A 19624-nucleotide genomic window follows, 5' to 3' on the forward strand; every position below is an offset into this window, starting at 1 on the left:
ACTGTGGCGCGCCGTCGGCGGCTGCGCAATCAGCGATCCGTGCCGTCGCCGGCGCGCGGGGCGTCGTCGTCGTCCCAGCGTGTGCCGCCGAGGTCGCCCCGGAGCGTGCCGGTGATCTCGTCGACCGCCGCCCCCACCGTGGGCGCGAACCGGTCGGGGGTGAAGCGGTCGTCGAGCCCGAACCTCGTCAGCCGGTCGCGCACCGGGTCCTTCATCTCCGCGACGATCAGACGGATTCCGCGGGCGTCGAGGTACTCGTCGAGCTCGACGAGCTCGTCGACGGCGGTGGTGTCGATGTCGGTGATCGGCTCGGCGGCGAGGATGACCGAGTGGATGCCGGTGCCTGCGGCATCCACTCTCGATCGCACCCAATCATCGAACGAGCCGCCGTTCGCGAAGAAGAGGGGCGCGTCGAACCGCACGATCACGATGCCGGGGATGCGCTCGCCGCTCTCGCGGTATCGGGAGAGGTCGTGGTACCCGCGCAGGCCCGGGACGCGCCCGAGCTCGGCCCGGTAGGGTCGCCAGGCGCGCGAGAAGAAGGCGAGCAGCGACAGGAGGATCGCGACGAGGATTCCCTCGAGCACACCGAACACCAGCACGCCCGCGAAGGCCGCCAGCGACAGGGCGAGATCCAGTCGGCTCATGCGCCACAGCGCGACCACTCCGCGCACGTCGATGAGACTCACGGCGGCCGCCACGACCACGGCGCCCAGCACCGACGCCGGGAGGAACACCGTCAGCCCCGGGGCGACGAGGATGAAGACGGTGATGAGCACCGCGCCGACCACTCCGGTCAGCTGCGTGCGGGAGCCGGCCTGATCGGCCACCGGCGTGCGCGAGGACGATCCCGAGATGGGGAACCCGCCGAGCAGGCCGCCCGCGATGTTCGCGACGCCGATGCCGCGCAGTTCCCGATTGCCGCTGACGGTCTCGCCGCGCTTGGCGGCGAATGTGCGGGAGAGCACGGCGCTGTCGGTGAAGGAGACCAGCGCGATCCCGGCCGCGGGGATGATGAGCGGGACGACGTCGCTCCACTGGAGTCCGCCGAGGGCCGGGGCGGGAAGGCCCTGCGGCAGCGCGCCGACCACCGGCATCGCATCGGCGAGGTTCAGCGCCCAGGTGAGCACCATGCCGAGCACGACCGCGACCAGCACGCCGGGCACGGGGGAGCGCAGCGCCTTGAGGCCCCAGATCACCGCGAGGGCGCCCAGGCCGAAGGCGGCCGCCACCGGCTGGACGGAGCCGCCCAGGATTCCCTCGATGATCGCCGCGGCGGCGGCCGCGTTCCCCTCCGCGTCGACGCTGAAGCCGAGCACCTTCGGGATCTGCGAGATCAGCACGATCAGGGCGATGGCGTTGATGTAGCCGACGCGGATCGGCTTGGAGAGGAGGTCCGTGACGAAGCCGAGCCGGAGCAGTCCGCCGATCAGCATCAGCAGGCCGACCATGATGGCGAGAAGGCCCGCGAGGGCGACCGCCCGCGCCGTGTCGCCGAGCGCGAGCGGCAGGATCGCGGCGGCGATGATCGGCGCGAGCGCCGAGTCGGGGCCGAGCACGAGGATGCGCGACGGCCCGAACACCGCGTACGCGAGCAGGGGGATGATCGTCGCGTACAGGCCGGTCTCGGGCGGCAGTCCCGCGACCTGCGCGTAGCCCATGCCGGCGGGGATGAGCAGGGCGGTCACCACGATGCCGGCGCGGATGTCCGGCCACAGCCACGCGCGGCGGTACTCGCGCGCCACCGCGACCCCCGGCATCCACCTCGCGATGCCCGTCGTCATCATCAGGCCTCCTGACGCCATCTTGGCGGATGCCGAGGGGGAGCGCCTCGTTCCCCACGACCCGATCGCGAAGATGCCGACACCCTGCCGGTACTGTGAGTCCATGCCGACGGAATCGCCGGGCGGCCTCGCCGGAGTACGCGCCCTGGTGCTGCTGGGCCGCATCACGCGTCATGTGTCGGGGATCATCCCGCCGTCGCTGGAGGCGATCGCCAGCAGCAACGCCATGATGCGCCTGTTCGTGCTGATCGCGGATCAGCCCGGGCGCAGTCCGAGCGAGCTCGCCGACGTGCTCGCGCTCGATCGCGCGGTCGTCTCGCGCACGCTCGCGCGCCTCGACGGCCTCGGCATGATCATCCGCAAGGTGGATGCCTCGGATCGCCGCTACATCCAGGTGCGGCTCTCGGCGCGCGGCCGGCGACAGCTCGACGCGTACACCGCGGCGATCGTGCCCGTGCTGGCCGAGTGCGCGCCGTTGTTCGACGGTCTCGGCGGGGCGCTCGCGATCGAGGTCGCGGCCTCGCAGGCCGAGCGGCTGTCGGCCCCCGCGCTCATCGATCGGATGGGGGAGATCGGCGGCCGGATCGTGCCGGGACTCGTGGAGGCCGAGACGGCGCAGGGCGTGACGCACTGGACGCAGCGATTCGTCCTGTGGGAGGTGTGCGCCGCGCCGGGCGTCTCGTCGGCGACGGTGTGCGCGCGGCTCGAGCTCGACGCGGCCGCGACCGAGAAGGCCATCGGCCGGCTGACGAGGCTGGGGCTCATCGAGGTGCCCCCGCGCCGCGCCGTGCTCACCGAGGCGATGACGGCCACCGACGCGGGCCGGGCGCTCGTGGCCGCGCAGGCCGACGTGCTCGTGGGCTTCCGTGCGGAGCTCGCCGGCCTGCTCGGCACGTGGATCGCGAGCGTCGAGGAGGCGGCTTCGGCGCGCGGCGGACGTGGGGCGGAGACGATGGATGCCGCGGGCTGAGCGCCGCGGCATCCACCATCGGCTCGACCTGGCGTGACCCCTGTGCGCCGCGCGCTCCCGGGCGTACGCTGAGCCGCAACGGCACGGCGCACGGGAAAGGCCGATCTCGATGGCGAGCGAACTGCGACCTCTGATCCTTGTCCGCGGATTCGGGGGCGCCGACGTCTCCGACGAGCAGGCCAGCCCCTATCAGGGGTTCAACGACGGCACCGTGTACGGCAACCGGCGCGGTGAGAACTACATCTACGAGGGCTTCGTGCTGCGGGCGCTCAAATCGCCGACGCATCCGTATCAGGATGCGACCAACGTGGTCGGCTTCTACTCGAACAGCGTCGATGCGCCGCCGGTCCCGAGCGACATCGATCCTGACCTCCTGGAGGGCACCGTCGTGCTCGACCCGTCGGTCGAGGCGAGGGTGCTCGCCAACGGCGTGGCCGGAACGATCTGGATCTACCGCTATTACGACCTCCGACCGCGCGCCCTCGAGCGGTACGGCCAGGGCCTCGCGCGGCTGGTCGAGCTCATCGAGCGATCTGCCGCGCGCCACGGGGAGGAGTTCCGCGGCGTCGACATCGTGGCGCACAGCATGGGCGGGCTCGTCACGCGGGAGGGCGTGCTGGCGATCGATGCCGCCGAGAAGGGGTCTGCCGAGCGCAAAGTCCATCGCATCGTGACCCTCGGCACGCCGCACCGCGGCATCTCGTTCCAGCGGACGCCGGACTGGCTGCTGCGGGTGCTCCCGAAGGTGAACGACGCGGGGGATGAGCTGGCGTCGTTCACGCCCGACTCGACACGGTTCCTGGATTGGAACGATGTGTTCGACACGCGGCGCATCCTCACCGTGGTGGGTACCGACTTCCGCTCGTACAGCATCGGCGTGACCACGGCCCTGAACCGGCTCTCGAACCTGTTCGACGAGGGGAACATGGTCTACAACCGCAGCGACGGCCTCGTGAAGCAGGCCTCCGCGCAGCTTCCCGATGCGCCGCGCACCTTCGTGCACAAGTGTCACGGCGGGCGCGACTCGCTCGTCACCTCGCGCGAAGCCTACGAGATCGCGATGCGGTTCTTTCACGGCACGCACCGTGTCTCGCTCTCGCTCGAAGATGCCAAGATCACGCGTGGCGGCGACTGGTTCGGCAGGAGCGAGTTCTACTTCGGCGTGTCGATCAAGCCCCGCTACGTGGACTTCGAGCTGTTCCACCAGAGCGTCGAGGCCCAGAACTGCTACGGGCCGTTCCATGAGAAGGACCTCAGCGACGACCTGCCGGCGCTCGCCGACGAGCTGCGCAAGCCCCTCGCCGAGTACGGCGACCGCACGACGGGCTGGGCGGGACCGGATCGTCTCATCTGGGAGGGATGGGTCGACGGCCGGGTCAAGCCCGAGCAGGTGTACGGGCTGGTCTTCCGCGCCGACTTCTACCTCGGCGAGCGGGACTCGTTCGGCATCGGCTTCTCCGACAACGTCGTCTATCGCAAGCAGTACTACATCCAGGCGTTCCCCGGGGCGACGCCGCAGATCTTCGTGCACACCGGCGAGCGGTATCTCGCGGGGCCGGAGGCCCTGACCCAGGAGCAGCTGCAGCAGCGGGCGGGGACGGGGGCGCGCGACGAGATCCAGGCCGCGCAGCCGGTGGCGGGGTCGCCCGGGTACTGGACGTTCGACATCGGCGGCACGGGGTTCTCCGGCCGCTTCCGCATCGGAATCGTCCCCGAGGCCTGATCCGCCGCCGGCTCCGGCCGGTCTTCGCCCTGAGAAGCGCCCCACGGCGATGCTTCCGCGCGCTCTCGGAGCGTAATTCACGTTACCTATTGCACGATAACGAGTGCATATGTAACGTGTGTTACGCTCATCGCGGTCTCGACGATGAGACCCCCGAGAAAGGTCCACCGATGGAACACCTCACCTCCCGAATCCGCCGCGCGGGCTTCGCGGCCGCCGCGCTCGCCGTGACGGGCGCACTGCTGGCGGGCTGCACCGCTGCCGCCGAATCGGCGGAGCAGGCGGCCGACCCCACCGGCGATGCCGTCGAGATCCTCGACATGGAGATCGCCCTCGACGACGAGGCGCGCGCCCAGCTCCCCGATGACATCGCGGCCGCCGGCGCCGTCCGCGTCGCCACCGATGCCCCCTACGCGCCGTTCGAGATGTTCGTGGAGGAGGGGTCGGACGAGCTCACCGGCGTCGATGTGCTCCTCGGCCAGGCGATCGGGGCGAAGCTCGGCATCGCGTTCGAGTTCGCCCAGCAGGGTTTCGACGGCATCATCCCGGCGCTTCAGGCCGGCAACTTCGACGTCACGATCTCCGCGATGACCTCGAGCGTCGAGCGCATGGACGTGCTGACCTTCGTCGACTACTCGGCCTCGGGCACCGGCATCCTGACCCGTGCGGGCAACCCGGACGGCATCGAGACCTACCTCGACCTGTGCGGCAAGGACGTCGCCGTGCAGGCCGCCACCAGCCAGGTCGACCTCGTCAACGGCGTCTGGCAGGCCGAGTGCGCCGCCGAAGGGCGGGAGCCGATCGCGCTGAGCGAGTTCCCCTCCGACTCCGACGCGCAGCTGGCGATCACGGCGGGCAAGGCGGTCGCCTCGCTGCTGACCAAGCCGTCGGCGGGCTACGTCGCGAAGATCACCGGCGACGGCGACACGTTCGAGGTCGTCGAGGACCCCACCGCGCCGAACGGCTACGACGCCACCCTCAACGGCATCGGCGTGCTCGCATCGAATGCGGAGCTCGCCGAGGCGATCCAGGCGGCGCTCCAGTCGCTGATGGACGACGGCAGCTACGACGCGATCCTCGCCGAGTTCGGCGTCGAAGGCATCGGCATCGACGAGGCCACGATCAACGGCGCCGCCTCCTGATCGCGCGGGTGCGGTCGCCCCTGACCGGCCGCACCCGCCTCCCCGCCCGGCTCGCGCCCCCTCAGACCCCGCCCGGCTCGCGCCGCGGCCGACCCCTCCGGGCACACCGCCCCCGAACTCCGAGGAGCACCATGGCACCGTCGCCACAGCTCGCCGCGTCCACGGCCGCGACCGACTCCGCACCCCCCGCGCCCATCGCCGCCGTCCCGCTCCGCCACCCGTGGCGCTGGGTGTCGGGAGCCGTCGTCGGGCTCGCCGGCGCGGGACTGATCCTGTCCTTCGCGCAGAACCCGAACCTCGACTGGCCCACGGTCGGCGAGTACCTCTTCGCGCCGCTCACCCTGCAGGGCCTCGCCACGACCCTCTTCCTCACGGTCGCCGCCATGGCGATCGGCCTCGCCGGTGGGGTGGTCGTCGCGATCATGCGACTCTCGCCCAACCCGGTGCTGCGCGTCTCGAGCGGCCTGTTCGTGTGGGTGTTCCGGGGAACCCCGGTGCTCCTGCAGCTCATCTTCTGGGGCTTCATCGGCGCGTTCCTGCCCCGGGTCGTGGTGGGAATCCCCTTCACCAGCGTCGAGTTCTGGTCGGTGAGTACGAGCGATCTCATCCCCGCCACCGTGGCCGCCCTGCTCGCGCTCGGCCTCAACGAGATGGCCTACGCATCCGAGATCGTGCGGGCCGGCATCCAATCCGTCGATCACGGTCAGACCGAGGCGGCGCACTCGCTCGGCATGACGCCGGCGCGCACCATGCGACGCATCGTGCTCCCGCAGGCCATGCGCGTCATCGTGCCCCCGATGGGCAACGAGGTCATCACCATGCTGAAGACGACCGCCCTGGTGTCGGTGATCGCCGGACGCGACCTGATGTCGAACCTGCAGATGGCCTACGCCCAGAACTTCAAGATCATCCCGCTGCTGGTCGTCGCCGCGATCTGGTACCTGGCGCTCACGAGCATCCTCGCCGTGCCCCAGGCCTGGCTCGAACGGCGCTACGGCCGCGGTGTCGCGGGCGCGCGCGAGAGCGGCGTGTCCCGCATGCTCCAGCTCTGGAAGGGCGGAAAGAAGTGACCCTCATGACCCCGCACACCACGGCCGACGCGGCGGAGTCCGCGACCTCGGCCATCATCGACGCCCGCGACGTGCACAAGCGCTTCGGCTCGCTGGAGGTGCTCAAGGGCATCACGCTGCAGGTGGAGCGCGGTCAGGTGGCGTGCCTGCTCGGGCCGTCGGGGTCGGGCAAGTCGACCTTCCTGCGGTGCATCAACCACCTCGAGAAGATCGATGCCGGCAGCATCCGCGTGGCCGGCCGCACAGTCGGGTACGAAGAGCGCGGCGGCAGGCTGTACGAGCTCCGCGAGCGAGAGGTGGCCCGTCAGCGTCGCGGCGTGGGAATGGTCTTCCAGCGGTTCAACCTCTTTCCGCACATGACGGCGCTGGAGAACATCATCGAGGCGCCCACCCAGGTGCTCGGGCGCTCGCGCTCCGCCGCGCGTGAGCGCGCCGCCGAGCTGCTCGAGCGGGTGGGTCTGGCGGGCAAGGCCGACGCCTACCCCAGCGCGCTCTCGGGCGGTCAGCAGCAGCGCGTCGCGATCGCCCGGGCGCTCGCGATGGATCCCGAGGTGATGCTCTTCGACGAGCCGACCTCCGCCCTCGACCCGGAGCTCGTCGGAGACGTGCTCGACGTGATGCGCGATCTCGCCGCCAGCGGCATGACCATGATCGTCGTGACGCACGAGATCGGCTTCGCCCGCGAGGTGGGCGACCTGGCCGTGTTCATCGACGGGGGCGTCGTGGTCGAGCAGGGCCGCCCCGACGACGTGCTCGTGCGCCCTGCCGAGGCGCGCACGCAGGCGTTCCTCGCGAAGGTGCTCTGAGTGCGGCCCGCACTCGGCGAGGCGGTGCAGCTCTCGCCGTCGTCGCTGCGCCATCGCGCCGGGCAGCTGCTGCCCCAGTACCTGCGCGAGCTCGCCCACCTGGTGTCGATCGACTCGGGCACGCATGACGCCGAGGGCGTGGATGCCGTGGGCCGGTGGTGCTCGGCCCGGCTCGCCGCACTCGGCTTCGCCGTCGAGCACATCGCCACCGCGCCGGTCGAGGGCCGCCGGTACGGGCAGGTCGTCGTGGCGCGACGCCGCGGATCGGGCACGCGGCGCGTCCTGCTGTTCGCGCACCTCGACACGGTCTACCCGGCCGGAACCGCGGCAGCCCGACCGTTCCGGGAGAGAGACGGGCGTGCCTACGGACCCGGAGTCTGCGACGACAAGGGCGGCGCGCTGGCGGGCATCCATGCCGCTCAGGTGCTCGTCGAGTCAGGTTTCGACTCGTTCGGGGAGCTCGTGCTGGTGTTCACCCCCGATGAGGAGGTGGGGTCGCCCGCATCCGCCGAGATCCTCGCGGGCATCGCCGCGGGAATGGATGCCGCGCTCTGCCTCGAATGCGCACGGGAGAACGGCGATCTGGTCGTCGCGCGCAAGGGCGTCGCCGACATCGGCGTCTCCGTGCGCGGGCGCGCCGCCCACTCCGGCGTCGAGCCCGAACGGGGCCGGAACGCGGCCGTCGAGGCCGCACGCATCCTTCTGGATCTCGATCGGCTGAACGGTCGGCGAGCAGACCTCACCGTGAACGTCGGCGTGCTCACCGCCGGCGAGCGGCCGAACATCGTCCCGGGCTCGGCCACGCTGTCGGGAGAGGTGCGCGCGAAGACCGCGGCCGACCTCGCGTGGGCGCTGGAGGCCATCGAGCAGCGCGCGGCGGCCGGCACCGTGCCGGGCGTCACCGCGTGCGCGCAGCGCGCGGCCGTCTGCCCGCCACTGGAGCGCACGGCGACGCGACTGCTGTTCGATCGCGCGCGCGACGTCGGTGCCGAGCTGGGGATCGCCGTCGGCGGCGCGGCCACCGGCGGAGTCTCCGACGCGAACTTCGTGGCCGCGCGCGGTGTGCCGGTGCTCGACGGGATGGGGCCGATCGGCGGCGACGACCACTCCGAGGCGGAGTGGCTCGACGTCGCATCCGTCCCCGACCGGGTGGCGCTCCTCGCGCTGCTCGTCGCTCGCGTCGGGGAGGCGTGAGCGCGCTACTGTCGGTTCCGGAGGTTCACCAGATGACCGAAGCCGGCGTCGCCGAGTCCATCCGACGAGGGATGGGGGACTGCTCGCCCGCGGAGCGCAAGGTGGCCAGGGTGCTGCTGGCGGCGTATCCCTCCGCCGGGTTCGAGACCGTCGCGCGTCTCGCCGAGCGTGCGGGGGTGAGCGGCCCCACGGTCCTGCGCTTCGTGCAGCGGCTGGGCTACCGCGGATTCCCCGACTTCCAGGAGGCGCTGCGCCACGATCTCGATGAGCGCTCCGCATCGCCGTTGCGCATCTACGAGAAGCGCCCGCCGGCGGCGGATGATCTCGGATCGCTGCGCGACCGCTCCGCGGCCGTGGCCGCGAGCACCCTGCAGCGCACGTTCGACGAGCTCAGCCTCCACGATCTGGACCGCTGCATCGAACTCGTCTCCGACGCCCCCGGCGCGGTCGTGATCGCAGGCGGCCGGTACAGCGGCCTGCTCGGCCGGGTGCTCGCCCTTCATCTCGAGCAGCTGCGGCCGCGCGTGCGCACGCTGCCCGAGGAGCCCTCGGCGCGTGCGGCGATGGTCGAGGACCTCGGCCGGCGCGACGTGGTCGTGCTGTTCGACTATCGCCGGTACGAGGAGCAGACGCTGCGGCTCGCTCAGGTCGCGGAGGAGCGGGATGCCCGGGTCGTGCTGTTCACCGACGCGCTCCTGTCGCCCATCTCCTCGATCGCCGACGTCGTGCTGACCAGTGAGACGGCCGCTCCCAGCCCCTTCGACGCGCTCACCCCCGCCCTTGCGCTCATCGAGACGGTCGTCGCGGGCTGCTTCGAGCGCCTCGGCGACGCGGCCGTGCAGCGCATGGCCCGCGCCGATCGCACGGCGGAGCAGCTCGGCCTGTACTGATCCGGCGCGGAACGCGAACAGGGGGCCCGGCCATGAGCCGGACCCCCTGTTCGCGTTCTGATCAGTCCGCGCGGACGATGTCGACGCGCAGCTGTGAGAACCCGGTGCTTCCGCTCGGCGAGGCCCACGCCCGCGTCGCGCCGTCGCGGGTGAGGTGCGTCGCGAAGCGCGGGCCCTCCTCGTAGGTGAGGCCGATGCCGACCCCCGCGTGCGATGCGACGACCTCCCGCGCGAGGTCGCGCAGCGACGAGGTGCCGCCGGCGCCGTCGAGGGAATCCCAGGCGTCCTCGCGGATGGCGGGATCCGCGCCCTCGGCGGCGAGCTTCTTGGCACCCGTGCCGGCGCGCACCGCCGCCCCGTGGCGCAGATCGATGGTGTCGCCGGCGACGGCGTAGCTCCAGCGGACGCCCGTGGTCCCCGCCTCGGTCACCGTCGCTCCGGTGACGTCGAGCACGGAGGCGCCGTGCTCGCCGATCACGTGTCCGACCCCGCGCACGCGGTCGAGCACCACCGCGGTCGTCTCGTCGACGCCGAGCACGTAGGGATGCCCGGTCTCGAGGGCGAGCTCGACCGCGCGGCCCTGCCGGCCCCAGGTCGTGAAGTGGCTGTCGAGGAGGACCTCGTCGACGAAGCCGAACCCGCCGTGCGGGAGGTAGCCGAGGGCCGTGGCGTCGTCGAGGTAGCCCGCCGTGGCGCCGTCGCGCCATGCCTGGTAGGACTCGCCCCCCGTGATCATGTCGGCGCCCTGCTGGATCGTGAGACCGGCGCTCACACCGGCGACGACGCCGCGCGCGGCGACCTCGCGGATGGCGGTCATCGCGGGGGTGTCGCCGCACTCCGTGAACGCCTCGAGGGCGGCATCCTCGCACTGGAACAGGGTGCGCACGTACCGCATCTGGTCGCCGCCGCCGAAGAACACCCCCGTTGCGGATGCGATCTCGGCGCTGACCGCGGGGTCGAAGGCGCCGGCCGGGGTGTAGGCGTCTCCTGCGAACTGCACCCCGGTGTCGATCGGCACGGCGTATGTTTCGGCGCCGAAGCGCTCGAACAGCGCCGAGTAGTACAGGCCGTTCGCGGCGGCGTTGTTCCTGTCGGGGTCGGCGGCCTCGGCGGCGGTGCGGGCCGGAGATGCCGCGGCGGTCACGATCGCGATGCGCGCGGGGAGCGGGCCCTTCCCGTCGGGATCGGCGAGGTCGACGATCCGCTGGAGGATCTCGGCGTTCTCCCGCAGGTTGCCGCCGATGAGCACGGCGTGCGGGTTCTTCGAGGTCGCGCTGTGGGCCGGAGGTGCAGCGGACGCCGCTGTCGCGGAAAGGACGAGTGCGGTGGTCGCGGCGAGGACGCCGAGGCCGATGGCAGGTCTGGACACTGTTCTCCTTTGAAATGGAAAGTACAAAGCGTGTACTGTTGCGTCGAAATCTAACAAGCATTACAACTCAACGGAAGAGGCATCTCGATGCAGCGATCGCCTGTCATTCCCCTCGGGGCGCCCGGATTCGACCTTGCGGGAGTCGACGGCGACGAAGGGGTGCACGAGATGCACGCCGTGTCCGCCCACACCGCGGCCATCGTCGACGACGTGCTCGACTACGCCCGCCGCCGGGCGCTCTATCGCGACGTTCCCCTGGATCGCGCGGTGCCCGCGGCCGACCTCACCCGGCTCGCCGGCCCCACCGTGACCGAGGACGGCATCGGCGCACGACGCGCGCTGGGCGTGTTCGAGCACGTGCTCGCGCCCGCGTGCCTGTCCACGGACCACCCCGGCTACCTCTCCTTCATCCCCTCGGCGCCGACGAAGGCGGCGCTCGCGTTCGACGTCGTCGTGTCGGCGTCGGCGATCTACGGCGGGTCGTGGCTGGAAGGGGCGGGCGCCGTCCACGCCGAGAACGAGGTGCTCCGCTGGCTCGCCGGCGAGTTCGGCCTCCCCGCGACAGCGGGCGGGGTGTTCGTCCAAGGCGGCACGGTCGGGAACCTGTCCGCGCTGGTGACGGCCCGGGATGCCGCGCGGCGGCGCCTGCGCGCGGCGGGCCAGACCCCGCCGTCGCGGTGGATCGTCGTCTGCAGCGCGGAGGCGCACTCGTCGATCGCGGCGGCGGCCGACGTGATGGACGTCGACGTGCTCCCGGTTCCGGTGGACGCGGAGGGCCGGCTCCGCGGCGAAGCGGTGCGTCCGGCGCTGGAGGCAGGAGGCTCGGCGGTCTTCGCGGTCGTCGCCACGGCCGGCACCACCAACTTCGGGATCGTCGACGACGTGGCATCCATCGCGGAGGTCTGCCGCGCGCACGACGTGTGGCTCCACGTCGACGGGGCGTACGGGCTCGCCGCGATGCTCGCTCCGAGCACGCGCGGGCTGTTCGCGGGGGTCGAGTGGGCCGACTCGATGATCGTCGATCCGCACAAATGGCTGTTCGCGCCCTTCGACGCCTGTGCCCTGCTCTACCGCGATCCCGCGCGCGCGGCGGCGGCGCACACGCAGAAGGCCGAGTATCTCGAGACGCTCACCGACTCCGAGGGCGGGAATCCCTCCGACCTCGCCATTCAGCTCACCCGCCGGGCCCGAGGTCTTCCGCTCTGGTTCTCGCTCGCCGTCCACGGGGCGGCGCGCTATCGGATCGCCATCGAGGATGCCATCCGCAGAGCGCAGCGGCTCGCCGATGAGATCGCGCGGCGGCCGGAGCTCGAGCTCGTGCGGGCGCCGCAGCTCTCCGTGGTGGTGTTCCGGCGACGCGGGTGGACGGCCGCCGACTACCAGGGGTGGTCGGACCGGCTCCTGGCCGACCAGCGCGCGTTCATCACGCCCAGCTCGCACGATGGGGAGACCGTGCTGCGCATCGCCCTCATCTCGCCGCTGACCACCGACGATCTGCTCTCGGACATCCTGGATTCGCTCCGCTGAGCGCAGCGGTGGCCCACGTGCACGCAGGCGAACCCGTGCGAGTCAGCCTCTAGGCTGACCACATGGACGAGTCCGCCGCGCCCCGACGCTCGCGGTCGCGGGTGAGCGAGGTCGCCGCGGCGGCCGGGGTGTCGCCGACGACGGTGTCGCACGCGTTCAGCGGTGCGCGCGCCGTGAACGCCGAGACGCGGGAGCGCATCTTCGCCGCCGCGCGCGAGCTCGACTACGTGCCCGACCGCATCGCGAGCAGCCTGCGCACGCGGCGTACCGGGCTCATCGGGTTCGTGGGCGACCATCTCGCGACGACGCCCTACGCGGGTCGCATCATCGAGGGTGCGCGCCGGGCCGGCCTGGAGCGCGACGTGCTGCTGCTGGTGGGGGAGAGCGGGGGAGACGCCGCGGCCGAGGCGGACCTGCTCACCCGGCTGGTCGCGCAGCGGGTCGACGGCATCCTCCTGTCCCGCATGTTCCACCAGCGCGTGCGCCGGCCCGAGCTGCCCGAGGCGCTGCCGCTGGTCCTGGTCGACGCGGCGCCCGAGCCGGGGTGGGACGTCGATGCCGTCGTCCCCGACGAGGCGCAGATCGCCGCCCTCGCGTGCGAGCGCCTGCTGCGCGAGGGGCACCGCGACATCGCCTACGTCGGGACCACCGACACCTCGCGCGCCGCCCGCGGGCGCCAGATCGGCGTACGCACGGTGCTCGGCGACGCCGGCATCCCGCTCGGCCCGGACCGGCTCGTCTCGGATGCGTCCGACGCTCCCGGTGGCCGCCGCGCCGGGCTGACGCTGCTCAGCGGTCGATCACGGCCCACCGCGGTGATCTGCTTCAACGACCAGATCGCGATGGGGGTCATGCAGGCCGCGGCCCGGCTGGGCATCGACGTCCCCGCCGGGCTGTCGGTGGTCGGCATCGACGACCTGCACCCGGTCGCCGACGCGCTGGATCCGGCGCTGACGACCGTGGCCCTGCCGCACGAGGAGATGGGGCGCTGGGGCATGCGCCGCCTGCTGGACCTGATCGACGGATCGGCCGAGGCGGTCACCGGCGGACCGCACCGCCTCCCCGGCTGGCTCGTGGACCGCGAATCGGTGGCGGCGCCCGCCGCACGGTGACCGCAGCGGGCGGCACCGCGTCACGGCCCATCGAGGCGCTCCACCCCCGCCACACGCAGCGGGGTCACCGCGGCCTGCGACACCGCGACCTCACCGCGCGGGGCTTCGACGGCGATGCCGCGTGCTGCCGGCGCCGTCGTCGTCGCCATGCTGAGCGTGGCCTCGCCCTCGTTGACGAAGGCCTCCACCGAGCCGACGTCGACGAGCACGTCGAACTGCACCTGCCCGTCGCGCGGCGCCACGGGCGCTGTACTGGTGCGGGCGTACACCTCCGGCATGTCGGCGGCGATCGCGTCGGCGCCGCGGGCGATGAAGGCCGCGCCGGTGGCGAAGTCGTACCCGACCGTCGCGAAGCTGCCGTCGGATCCCACGCGTACGCGCACGCGGATCTCGTCGTCGCCCCCGTCCGGGTCCGACACCGTGAATCGCAGCCGATACGCGTCGGCGTCGGCCTCGGCGAGCGGACGCACCCCCGCGGCGGGAACGGTCGTGTCGTCGATCGTCTGAGCGGCGCCCTCCAGCTCTTCCAGCTGCTCGAGGGGCGTGGAGGTCAGCTGCAGGTTCCCCTCGCGTGTCGAGAGCGCGATGCGGCGCACGACCGAGTCCGAGCCGCCGTGCCAGCCGTCTCCGGGAATGCGATCGGCGTAGGCCCAGTTGTTCAGCCACCCGATCGCGTACCGATGCGCCAGGCGCTCTTCCGCGGCATCCCGGGGGTCGTCCCACGTCACGGTCGCGTACAGGTCCGGTCCGTGATCGAGCCAGCGGTGCCCCTCCTCGTCGGGCGTGAACGTCTCGCCGTCCCAGTCGCCGGTCCAGTAGACGGTGCCCGTCGTCCTTCCTTCGGCCCCGCCGTTGGCGCCGGCCACGAGCACCCAGCGCACGTCGTCCGGATCCCCGTCGACCGACATCGGGAACAGGTCGGGGCACTCCAGCACTCCCAGCCCGGCGGTCTGCACATCGGACCGGTAGGTCCACGAGCGCAGGTCGGGCGAGGTGTAGATGCCGAGCCGGTCATGCTCTGCCAGCACCATCACCCAGCGCCGAGCATCGTCGTCCCAGAACACGCGGGGGTCGCGGAAATCGGCGACGCCCGGGTTCTCCATCACCGGATTGCCCTCGAAGGACTCGAACGAGTACCCGCCGTCGTGCGAGACGAACAGCGACTGCCTCTGCACGCCCTCGGACTGCTGGGTGACGATCGCGATCACGGCGCCCTCGCCGAAGCCGGCGGAGCCGGTGCTGTCGACGACCGCGGTGCCGGTCCAGATGTCGCCGAGCCCGTTCGTGTACTTCTCGATCGCGATCCCGCGGTCGGTCCAGTGCACGAGATCGGGTGACGTCGCGTGGTACCACGCCGTGCCGTTCCCCGAGGGATAGTCGGCGTTGTAGAGGTAGTAGTAGTGCCACAGTCCGTCGAGGAAGAACGGCTTCTGCGGGTCGTTCTTCCAGTGCTGCTGCGGCGTGAGGTGGATCGCCGGACGATGCGGGCCCCACTCGGCCGGGCGCGTGTACGGGTCGCCGGTGTCGGCGTCGGGCCGCGGGGCGGGTGCGGGCGCGGAGTCGGGGGCGGAGGGGGTGAGCACGAGCACTGTCGCGATCACGGCGAGGGCGAGCGCGCCCGCCGCTGCCGCCAGGGCGGTGCGACGCCGGCGGGTGGTTCGCGTCGTCTGCGGGTCGGGGGTGGTCGGCACGGGCTTCTCCTCGGGTGGATCGTGGGTGGGCGGACGCAACGCGGGTGCCCCGGGCCTGGCGGCCGCGGAGCACCCGCGCGCGGTCACCGCCCGGCGGCGGCGAGCAGCTTCTGCGCCTCGGCGTCGGACACGAGCGTGCCGCGCTTGCCGTTGGTGAACAGGTGCAGGTTGGCGGGGATGTCGGCCCAGCCGCCCAGGCCGCCGTCGCCGTACGAGTAGTCGACGGCCGTCGCGGTCGGATCGCCGCCCACGCCGATGTCCATCTTCACCGTGGGAGCGAGCGTCCCGCCGCGGACGAAGTCATCGTGGGTGCCGATGGTGTCGATGAACGACTGCACGAGACCGCCGGGCATCACGTAGTGCGAGTACGCCTGGAAGTGGCCGGGGTGCTGATTGAAGTCGGGTGCGAACGGCTGACCGCCCCAGAAGTTGAGGTTGGTCGGGTTGCCCAGAGCGAGGCCGGAGCCGCTGTTGAGCGGCTGGAAGTCGCTGCGGATGCCGTTGCCGACGAAGCCGTACACGCCCTCCGGTCCGTCGAGCCCGGAGGCGAACGTGCCGCGGTGGCTGATCGTGAACAGGTACGACTTGCCGTCCTTGAACACGAACTGCGGACGCTCGGTCTGGTCGGTGACGCAGTTGGCCGAGAGGATCGGCGGGAGGAACTCCCACTCCGTCAGCTCCTTGTTCTTGGCCTTGGCCAGGCCGACGTTTCCGATCTGGTAGGTCGCGCCCGAAGCGTTGACCTCGTCGAGCGACTCGGCGAACGGGTCGCCGGGGCGATACCCGAGATCCTCCTCCGTGCACACGGCCTCCTCGCGAGGCATCGCGGAGTTGCCCTCGAAGACCATGTAGGTCTCGCCGGGGTGCGCGGGGTCCTCGAAGGTGAACGGGTCGCGGAAGTTGAAGAACTCGTTCTGCTCGCCGGTCTGGTAGTAGACGCCGTCGGCCTGGAGCAGGTCGGTCACCTTGTTGAAGCCCGAGAACGAGACGCCCTTCTTGCCCGCCTTCACCTTGCCGACGCTGAGCGCCAGACGCGGGTCGTAGGGCTTGCGGTTGCTGCCGTCGGCGTTGCGGTAGAACGCGACGTCGGTGAAGAACAGCTTGATCTCGCCGTTCTTGAACACGCGCGCCGAGCCCGACCACTGGGTCTGATGGCTGAACGACTTGTCCTCGAAGATCTCGCCGGTCACGCCCTCGTCGAAGACGAGGCCGCCGTAGGTCCAGCCGCCGTTCTCGGGGCGGTCTTCCGCGGCGATGCCGGCCGGACGGTAGAAGTATCCGATCTTCGCGAACACGTGGCGGTCGTCGAAGCCGAGATCGCGGTCGGCGACCAGCGAGAAGATGATCTCCCAGCCGTTGACCGAGTACTGGTTCCCGTCTTCGTCCGTGAGCGGCCACGTGTCCCACACCCACACCTCGCCGTTGGACATGTCGGGGAAGTCCTGCGGAACGGTGGGCATGGTCAGTTCGGCGGGCATCGAGTTCTCCCGGGAGGGAGCGCTCGGGTCTGAGAGGCGCTGGAGCTGGCGGGCGTCGGCCCGCGTCCACTTGGCGGTGAAGTCGTCTTCGGGGGCGAACGCCTCCTGGGTGTGCAGGGTCGGCTCCGGGCCGTCCTGCAGGTCGGGGGTGGCGGCGGTCGCCGCCGGGGCGCCGATCATCGCGGTGGCCACGAGCGCGCTCGCGACGACACCGCCGACGAGGCGTCGCCGGGAGCGGTGCGGGGGAGTGTGCATGAGTCTCTCCTTCGGAGGATGGAAGTGTGTGCAAATCGATTTGCACCGTTCTATGGTTGCACGCTTCGCGCCGGTGCGCATGTCGTCCTTTCGGGGGACAAGGATGCCGCCGCGGCCGTGCGCTTGACTCCCGCTGCGACGGCGTGCATAATCGTGCAGGCAGATGTTAAATCGATTTATCACAGCGAGGTGATCACATGGCGCGAGCGCGCATCTCCGACGTCGCGACCGCGGCGGGAGTCTCGCCGACGACCGTCTCGCTCGTCCTGAACGACGTGGAATCGCGGATCTCGGAAGAGACGCGCCGCCGTGTGCGCGAGGCGGCCGAAGCCGTGGGCTATGCGCCCAGCTCCGTCGCCCGCGGCCTGCGCACTCGCCAGACCCGCACGATCGGGCTCATCTCCGACCAGATCGCCACCACGCCCTTCGCGGGCCGCATGCTCGCCGGCGCGCAGGACGCCGCACGGGAGAACGGCCGCCTCGTCTTCCTCGTCGACACCGGTGGCGACGACGTCATCGAGCGCGAGGCGATCGCCGCCCTGTCGGCGCAGCAGGTGGACGCGATGATCTACGCCTGCATGTGGCACCGGGTCGTGCCCGCGCCGGAGGGGCTCCCCGCGGGCACCATCTTCATGGACTGCCGACCCGAGGGCGGTGGATTCCGCAGCGTCGTGCCGGACGACCGCGAGGGCGGTGCGGCCGCGGTGCGCGAGCTGGTCGCAGCCGGGCACCGTCGCATCGCCTATCTCGACACCTCCGACACCCCGATCGCCTCCGGACTGCGCTACGAGGGCTACCGGGCAGCGCTGGCCGAGGCCGGCCTGCCGTTCGACCCGGCGCTGCACGTGAGCGGCGACACCTCCGCGCAGGGAGGCCGCGCGGCGGCCGATCGACTGCTCGAACTGCCGGAAGACCGTCGCCCGACCGGCATCTTCTGCTTCAACGACCGCATGGCCATCGGCGTCTACACCGCCGCTCACCACCGCGGACTCGAGATTCCCCGCGATCTGTCCGTCGTCGGCTACGACGACCAGCAGCTGGTCGCGGCGGAGCAGGATCCCCCGCTGACCACGATCGCCCTGCCCCACTACGCGATGGGGCGATGGGCGATGGAGGTCGCGCTCGGCGTCCGCGCGGAGGGGGATGAGGACGCCACGCACCTGATGGAGTGTCCCATCGTCAGACGGAACTCAGTGGGCCCGCCGCCGGCGCAAGTCGCCAAACCCAGCCGGCGACGGGCTTAAACCAACCGAACGGCCGCAGAGGGCGGCCCCGATCGGTGATCGACGTGGACGTCGATCACAAGAAAAGGAAACCACAATGAAGCGCAGGACTGCGCCGATCCTCGCATCGGCAGGGCTTGTCGGGGCGCTCGCCCTGACCGGATGCGGCCAGGCGGGCCAGGGCGGAGACACCTCCGCCGACGGCCGCACGCAGTTGACGATGTGGACGCACTCGGCCGGCAACCCGGCCGAACTCGAGGTCTACGAGCGGATCATCTCGGACTTCAACGCCTCGCAGGACGAGTACGAGGTGGTCCACGAGTCGTTCCCGCAGGGCGCGTACAACGACGCGATCGTCGCCGCCGCGGCATCCGGAGATCTGCCCTGCCTGCTCGATCTCGACGGTCCGATCATGCCGAACTGGGCGTGGGCCGGATACCTCCAGCCGCTCGGCCTGCCCGCCGAGCTCACCGATTCGCTGCTGCCCACCGCGGTGGGAGTGTGGGACGACGAGATCTACTCCGCCGGCTACTGGGATGCCGCGCTCAGCATCTTCGCGCGCGAGTCGGTGCTCGACGCCAACGGCATCCGCATTCCGACAGTCGAGGAGCCCTGGACCGAGGCCGAGTTCTCCGATGTGCTCGCCACGCTGAAGGACGCGGGCTACGACACCCCGATCGACATCGGCGCCGAGGACGCGGGCGAATGGTGGCCCTACGCCTACTCGCCGTTCCTGCAGAGCTTCGGCGGCGACCTCATCGATCGCTCCACGATGCTGACCGCCGACGGCGTGCTCAACGGCGGCGACGCGGTGGCCTGGGGCGAGTGGTTCCAGTCGCTGTTCGCAGACGGCTACGCCGGCAACGGCGGCACCGTCGGCAACCAGGAGTTCGTCGACGACGAGGTCGCGCTCAGCTACACGGGCGTGTGGAACGCGGTGTCGGCGCTCGACGCCGTCGGCGACGACCTGCTCATCCTCCCCCCGCCGGACCTCGGTCAGGGACCGAAGATCGGCGGCGGGTCGTGGCAGTGGGCGATCTCGGCGGAGTGCAACGACGCCGACGGCGCCCGCGACTACCTCGAGTTCAGCTTCCAGGACGAGTACATCACCGAGTTCGCCGACAAGCAGGTCGTGATCCCGGCGACCGAGGGTGCCGCGGCCGCCTCGGAGTACTTCGGCGAGGACGGCGCGCTGCGCCCGTTCGTCGAATTCTCGCAGGAATACGCCGTGCTGCGGCCTGAGACGCCGGCCTACGCCGTCATCTCGAGCACGTTCGAGACCGCCGCGAAGGACATCATGAGCGGCGCCGACGTGCAGGAGACGCTCGACCGCGCCGTCGCCGAGATCGACGCGAACATCGCGTCGAACGACGGGTACGGCTTCCAGTGA

Annotated in this window: 15 protein-coding genes; 11 read left to right on the plus strand and 4 right to left on the minus strand. The window is 71.3% G+C overall.

The window, feature by feature from the left end; translation table 11 throughout:
* Nucleotides 1–29 precede the first annotated feature (29 nt).
* Nucleotides 30–1889, minus strand: coding sequence for a SulP family inorganic anion transporter (locus HQM25_RS02280; RefSeq protein ID WP_254359505.1), 1860 nt, complete (start codon nucleotides 1887–1889; stop codon nucleotides 30–32).
* Between HQM25_RS02280 and HQM25_RS02285 the strand changes: the two genes are divergently transcribed.
* From HQM25_RS02285 to HQM25_RS02315, 7 genes are all read left to right on the plus strand, one after another.
* Nucleotides 1888–2754, plus strand: a complete 867-nt coding sequence (locus HQM25_RS02285; protein ID WP_172988742.1) for a MarR family transcriptional regulator — start codon at nucleotides 1888–1890, stop codon at nucleotides 2752–2754. The genes HQM25_RS02280 and HQM25_RS02285 overlap by 2 nt on opposite strands.
* Nucleotides 2755–2863: 109 nt before the next feature.
* Nucleotides 2864–4477 carry an esterase/lipase family protein gene (locus tag HQM25_RS02290; RefSeq protein ID WP_172988745.1) on the plus strand — a complete coding sequence of 538 codons (1614 nt, stop codon included), beginning with the start codon at nucleotides 2864–2866 and terminating at the stop codon, nucleotides 4475–4477.
* 170 nt (nucleotides 4478–4647) lie between these two features.
* On the plus strand, nucleotides 4648–5619 hold the full coding sequence (locus HQM25_RS02295) for an ABC transporter substrate-binding protein (RefSeq protein ID WP_172988747.1): 972 nt from the start codon (nucleotides 4648–4650) through the stop codon (nucleotides 5617–5619).
* 131 nt (nucleotides 5620–5750) lie between these two features.
* Nucleotides 5751–6689, plus strand: a complete 939-nt coding sequence (locus HQM25_RS02300) for an amino acid ABC transporter permease (RefSeq protein ID WP_172988748.1) — start codon at nucleotides 5751–5753, stop codon at nucleotides 6687–6689.
* A 5-nt stretch (nucleotides 6690–6694) separates the two neighbouring features.
* The gene (locus HQM25_RS02305) at nucleotides 6695–7495 is read left to right on the plus strand and encodes an amino acid ABC transporter ATP-binding protein (protein ID WP_172988750.1); all 801 of its coding nucleotides are present in this window, start codon (nucleotides 6695–6697) and stop codon (nucleotides 7493–7495) included.
* A complete protein-coding gene (locus HQM25_RS02310) occupies nucleotides 7496–8689 on the plus strand; it encodes a M20 family metallopeptidase (protein ID WP_217275184.1) in 1194 nt (397 codons plus the stop codon). It abuts the gene before it with no gap.
* A gap of 32 nt (nucleotides 8690–8721) precedes the next feature.
* Nucleotides 8722–9579, plus strand: coding sequence for a MurR/RpiR family transcriptional regulator (locus HQM25_RS02315; RefSeq protein WP_172988752.1), 858 nt, complete (start codon nucleotides 8722–8724; stop codon nucleotides 9577–9579).
* Nucleotides 9580–9640: 61 nt separating this feature from the next.
* Here HQM25_RS02315 and HQM25_RS02320 read toward each other — a convergent pair whose 3' ends face one another.
* Nucleotides 9641–10948, minus strand: coding sequence for a cyanophycinase (locus HQM25_RS02320; RefSeq protein ID WP_172988754.1), 1308 nt, complete (start codon nucleotides 10946–10948; stop codon nucleotides 9641–9643).
* A gap of 168 nt (nucleotides 10949–11116) precedes the next feature.
* Here HQM25_RS02320 and HQM25_RS02325 point away from each other — a divergent pair, with 168 nt between their 5' ends.
* Both HQM25_RS02325 and HQM25_RS02330 read left to right on the plus strand, forming a co-directional pair.
* Nucleotides 11117–12475 (plus strand): pyridoxal phosphate-dependent decarboxylase family protein, encoded by a 1359-nt coding sequence (locus HQM25_RS02325; RefSeq protein WP_254359737.1) that lies wholly within the window; start codon nucleotides 11117–11119, stop codon nucleotides 12473–12475.
* Nucleotides 12476–12537: 62 nt separating this feature from the next.
* Nucleotides 12538–13587 carry a LacI family DNA-binding transcriptional regulator gene (locus HQM25_RS02330; RefSeq protein ID WP_172988758.1) on the plus strand — a complete coding sequence of 350 codons (1050 nt, stop codon included), beginning with the start codon at nucleotides 12538–12540 and terminating at the stop codon, nucleotides 13585–13587.
* Between the two features lie 20 nt (nucleotides 13588–13607).
* Here the strand turns inward: HQM25_RS02330 and HQM25_RS02335 are convergent, their stop codons facing one another.
* Together HQM25_RS02335 and HQM25_RS02340 are read right to left on the minus strand one after the other, a co-directional pair.
* A complete protein-coding gene (locus tag HQM25_RS02335; protein WP_254359507.1) occupies nucleotides 13608–15278 on the minus strand; it encodes a glycoside hydrolase family 32 protein in 1671 nt (556 codons plus the stop codon).
* A gap of 83 nt (nucleotides 15279–15361) precedes the next feature.
* Complete coding sequence (locus HQM25_RS02340) at nucleotides 15362–17011, minus strand: glycoside hydrolase family 68 protein (RefSeq protein WP_172988759.1); 1650 nt, start codon at nucleotides 17009–17011, stop codon at nucleotides 15362–15364.
* Between the two features lie 197 nt (nucleotides 17012–17208).
* Between HQM25_RS02340 and HQM25_RS02345 the strand changes: the two genes are divergently transcribed.
* Complete coding sequence (locus HQM25_RS02345; RefSeq protein WP_172988760.1) at nucleotides 17209–18255, plus strand: LacI family DNA-binding transcriptional regulator; 1047 nt, start codon at nucleotides 17209–17211, stop codon at nucleotides 18253–18255.
* A gap of 76 nt (nucleotides 18256–18331) precedes the next feature.
* On the plus strand, nucleotides 18332–19624 hold the full coding sequence (locus HQM25_RS02350) for a sugar ABC transporter substrate-binding protein (RefSeq protein ID WP_172988762.1): 1293 nt from the start codon (nucleotides 18332–18334) through the stop codon (nucleotides 19622–19624).

The organism is Microbacterium hominis (assembly GCF_013282805.1).
GTDB classification, from domain to species: domain Bacteria; phylum Actinomycetota; class Actinomycetes; order Actinomycetales; family Microbacteriaceae; genus Microbacterium; species Microbacterium hominis_B.

Bases quoted from the DNA above. Each gene is read 5' to 3' on its own strand.
- HQM25_RS02340 (WP_172988759.1), bottom strand. From the start codon at position 17,011: ATGCACACTCCCCCGCACCGCTCCCGGCGACGCCTCGTCGGCGGTGTC.
- HQM25_RS02350 (WP_172988762.1), top strand. From the start codon at position 18,332: ATGAAGCGCAGGACTGCGCCGATCCTCGCATCGGCAGGGCTTGTCGGG.
- HQM25_RS02345 (WP_172988760.1), top strand. From the start codon at position 17,209: ATGGCGCGAGCGCGCATCTCCGACGTCGCGACCGCGGCGGGAGTCTCG.
- HQM25_RS02285 (WP_172988742.1), top strand. From the start codon at position 1,888: ATGCCGACGGAATCGCCGGGCGGCCTCGCCGGAGTACGCGCCCTGGTG.
- HQM25_RS02330 (WP_172988758.1), top strand. From the start codon at position 12,538: ATGGACGAGTCCGCCGCGCCCCGACGCTCGCGGTCGCGGGTGAGCGAG.
- HQM25_RS02290 (WP_172988745.1), top strand. From the start codon at position 2,864: ATGGCGAGCGAACTGCGACCTCTGATCCTTGTCCGCGGATTCGGGGGC.
- HQM25_RS02305 (WP_172988750.1), top strand. From the start codon at position 6,695: ATGACCCCGCACACCACGGCCGACGCGGCGGAGTCCGCGACCTCGGCC.
- HQM25_RS02325 (WP_254359737.1), top strand. From the start codon at position 11,117: ATGCACGCCGTGTCCGCCCACACCGCGGCCATCGTCGACGACGTGCTC.
- HQM25_RS02280 (WP_254359505.1), bottom strand. From the start codon at position 1,889: ATGGACTCACAGTACCGGCAGGGTGTCGGCATCTTCGCGATCGGGTCG.
- HQM25_RS02315 (WP_172988752.1), top strand. From the start codon at position 8,722: ATGACCGAAGCCGGCGTCGCCGAGTCCATCCGACGAGGGATGGGGGAC.
- HQM25_RS02300 (WP_172988748.1), top strand. From the start codon at position 5,751: ATGGCACCGTCGCCACAGCTCGCCGCGTCCACGGCCGCGACCGACTCC.
- HQM25_RS02295 (WP_172988747.1), top strand. From the start codon at position 4,648: ATGGAACACCTCACCTCCCGAATCCGCCGCGCGGGCTTCGCGGCCGCC.